A 3311-nucleotide genomic window follows, 5' to 3' on the forward strand; every position below is an offset into this window, starting at 1 on the left:
CCCTAAACCGCACGTCTTTGTCCACCTTGCTGCTGTTCCCGTCCGAATAGTCGCTGTCCCAGGTCGCATCGCCGCTTCCCGCTGCACCATACAATCCCAGCCCGGCCGCCCCGGCAACGCGTGGCCCAAAAAGACCTGAAACCGCCAGACACGTGACGATCGCGGCGGACGTTATCAATCGACGCATGAGGGAAGCCTCTCTTTCACGATCCCTTTTCGCCGGGCGCGAGGGACAGGGTACTCGCCGTGCAGGCAAAGATGATTCTATCAGTGAATTGATTATACGGATGCGCAGTGCTTTGTCAATCCCAGAAGACCCAGGATATCTTTTATTTTTCTTCGTGTCTCCGCGGCTTCGTGTGAGGCCCGCTGTGGATTCATCAAGCCGCAAGGCGTGCCTCTGACCTGTTCTGCTCTTCTGTCACGAATACCTTTTCAATCTGATTGCACAACAGCTGGATCAGCTGGCAACCGGAAAGCGCCGCGATCGCTGCGCCGGTGAACGGCGCGGTCCACTGCCCTACCATGTACAGACCTGACAAACGCGGCAACGTCCGGAAGAATGTCTGCTTCCTGTTGTCCGGCGTGATATACCAGCCATCGGCGAGCCCTGCGGCGCAGTTCACTCAATCGCGGATCTCAGCCTCAACGAGCTTGGCAAGAAGGACGAGCGACTCCTGCCATCCGAGATAACAGGCATCAACGGGAATCGCTTCGGGGATGCCCTCCTGCACGATGTCCAGGTCGGTTCCGAAGGCGCTCTTCTTCAGGTGCACCGTCGTTCGCATCTCGCCGGCAAGGCCGGGATCGTCGAATCTGTCCGTGTATACAAGCCGCTCGTTCGGGATCAGCTCAAGGTACTCGCCATGGAACGCATGGCTTCTGCCTGTCGTGAAGTTCGTGAACGACATCCGGTAGGTCCCGCCTACCTTCGGGTCGAGCTGGTGGACCCTTCCCGTGAACCCGTTGGGCGGAAGCCACTTCGCCATGGCATCGGCATCGAGAAATGAGCGATAGACCCGCTCCGGCGCTGCGCGCAGCACGCGGTAAAGTTTCACAGTACCCGTAGGCATGATTTGACCCTCCTTCTGCTGTTGCTGCCCGGTTCGCGCGCCGCTGGCATGCGACCGGATCTTTGCCCTTCTGATACCACGATACCACTGATTCGGGGGAAGGTCAAAGAAGGGAGGCTACGCGGGGAATGCGACCCCGGACAAGCGGCAGCATTCTGAAAGATACTTTTCCTGGACAGCCGGGTCTGCGGCAGCGGGGTGAAAGCTCCGGAGCTGCTGGTGAGAGAAATATCGTCCCGAGACCAGGGCTTCCTGGACCGAGCTTGCAGCCAGCCACGCCTGCGTACGCGACCCCTCCTCGACGCTGACGGGAGCTCCCCGCCCTCCCATCTTCGTGGCTGCCCAGCCGGGATCCACGGCATTGGACAATACGCCGGGCCATTTGCGGGCGACGGCAAAGGCGAGGATGACGTTGTGCAGCTTCGAATCGGCGTAGGCGCTCGAGGCCGAACAGCGCCGGCTGGTCCACGCGAGGTCGTGGAGCGTGGCATCGCCGCCTTGGTGCAGGCCCGAGCTCGTATAGACCAGACGCTTCGGCCTCCTGATCAGGCAGGTCAGGATATAGGGGGCCAGGGAGTTCACAACAAAGATCTGCGGCAGGCCGTCGACGGTCCGGATGCACTGGGACTCGCCATAGACGCCGGCATTGTGGATCACGGCATCGAACGGGCCCAGTTCGTTCACCTGGTCCGCAAGGGACTTCGTCTCAGCGATGCTTGCCAGATCTCCGACAACTGCAGTAAGCGCACCCGGGACCTTGGAAAGCGCCTCATCTGCCCGCTGCCGGCTCCGCCCGTGCAGTACGACCTGGTGGCCCTGGCTGACCAGCATCCGCGCCTCCATGAGGCCGAGGCCGTCAGAAGAGCCGGTAATGAATACTCTTGCCATGGAGTGGTCCTTTGTTTCATCTTGATTATAGCGCGCGCAATGGATAACGGATAGACAGAATGGTTACAGATAAACGAGAAAGATCTTTTAGAGTGGTAGGTTGGGTTAAGCGAGCTCAACCCAACGGCTTCTATCGACTTCCATTTCTTTTCGTCACCTTTCTTGCTTGCCCGAAGAAAGGTGACGCCAAAGAATGGCACCCGACGAAAATTCTTCACGTCGTGCTCGGTCGCCTGCACCCAGTGAATACGAGTGCCTGAGGTGCGAGTGCAGGGTGTCCTCGGTACATTTCGGAAACTAGCCGATAAATGTATCTTTGTCATCGCACCACCTCGCCCTCAGGGAAAGCCGGGTGAGGGTGGGTCAGCTACATCGGCTTCGGACATCCGAAATGCTTAACCCTCGTCCTCGGTCGCCCGCCTAAATTTTCGTATGGGGTTACGCCCAACCCCCCGGACGCGACCCTCGAGGATCCCCCCTCTCTCTTGGCGAAGACCATTTCGCGGGAGGAGACACAGAAGAAGGAATCAAGCCTGATGCCTCGCCTCGATCAACTCTCTTCCTACGCGACTTTCATGTTCGCGGGATTGGTAATGCCGATGCGGTCCAGCTGCCCGTATATCCATTCATCGGCTGCCACGTCATCGTACGCGAGGTCGGGCTTGGTCAGCGAAAGCTCTTTCAGGAAAAGGTAAGCGAGCTTTTTCTCCGGTGAATTCAGCAAGTCCGCACGATCCTGGCTCACGCTCTTAAGCTGGCTCAAGATACGGGTCGCGTTGATCCGTTCTTCCAGGACCTGATCCGGTATCATCTCGGCGACCAGGAGCCTGACGCCGTTCCCCGTCACGATCTTGATTGGCTTGTGCTCATCCGGCTCGTCAATTCCATGCCGCCTGCACCACGATGCTATATTGTCCACAAGCAGGACCTCCGAGAATTTCATGCCTGCATGCTCCGTCAGATGCCTGATGTACCATTCGTAGTCTTTCGTGAACATAGGAACCTCCCTTCTCATCCTGAAGTATCTCGGAAGAGGTATTTATAGTTACAGCATAGCACCGGGATTGACTCAGTGGTTGTTTAGCTTGGCGCGTACGCAGGAGAGCAGGATTGAGCTTATGCCTTCGATCGTTCCAAATGTAGGTCTTTAGGTTGATTGACTCTGGCCATTCCCTTGGATATATTTGACTTAGTTCGTACCGAAGTTTCAGCGTAAGCTTCCCTGTCAAGTAGACAGTTTAAAAGTAGAGTTTCCGGTGTAGTTTTTCAGACATTCATCCGGCGTCAGACTCCCGAGGGAGTCATGGGGACGGTGCTCATTGTAGTCGATCATCCACCAGTACGTAGCTT

6 protein-coding genes are annotated in these 3311 nt (G+C 57.3%); all 6 read right to left on the bottom strand.

Annotated features, from left to right (window positions below):
* The coding region (locus VL197_07965) for a hypothetical protein (GenBank protein HUJ17914.1) at nucleotides 1-187 on the bottom strand (187 nt) is incomplete at its 3' end.
* A 193-nt stretch (nucleotides 188-380) separates the two neighbouring features.
* Entirely contained in the window at nucleotides 381-626 is a 246-nt protein-coding gene (locus VL197_07970) for a hypothetical protein (GenBank protein HUJ17915.1), read from the bottom strand.
* Nucleotides 627-1073, bottom strand: a complete 447-nt coding sequence (locus VL197_07975; protein ID HUJ17916.1) for an SRPBCC family protein — start codon at nucleotides 1071-1073, stop codon at nucleotides 627-629.
* 117 nt (nucleotides 1074-1190) lie between these two features.
* A complete protein-coding gene (locus tag VL197_07980; protein HUJ17917.1) occupies nucleotides 1191-1961 on the bottom strand; it encodes an SDR family NAD(P)-dependent oxidoreductase in 771 nt (256 codons plus the stop codon).
* A gap of 562 nt (nucleotides 1962-2523) precedes the next feature.
* On the bottom strand, nucleotides 2524-2958 hold the full coding sequence (locus VL197_07985; GenBank protein HUJ17918.1) for a hypothetical protein: 435 nt from the start codon (nucleotides 2956-2958) through the stop codon (nucleotides 2524-2526).
* A gap of 228 nt (nucleotides 2959-3186) precedes the next feature.
* On the bottom strand, nucleotides 3187-3311 hold a 125-nt coding region (locus VL197_07990; GenBank protein ID HUJ17919.1), incomplete at its 5' end, for an integrase core domain-containing protein.

The sequence above is a fragment of the Nitrospirota bacterium genome, from assembly GCA_035516965.1.
In the GTDB taxonomy this organism is placed as follows: domain Bacteria; phylum Nitrospirota; class UBA9217; order UBA9217; family UBA9217; genus MHEA01.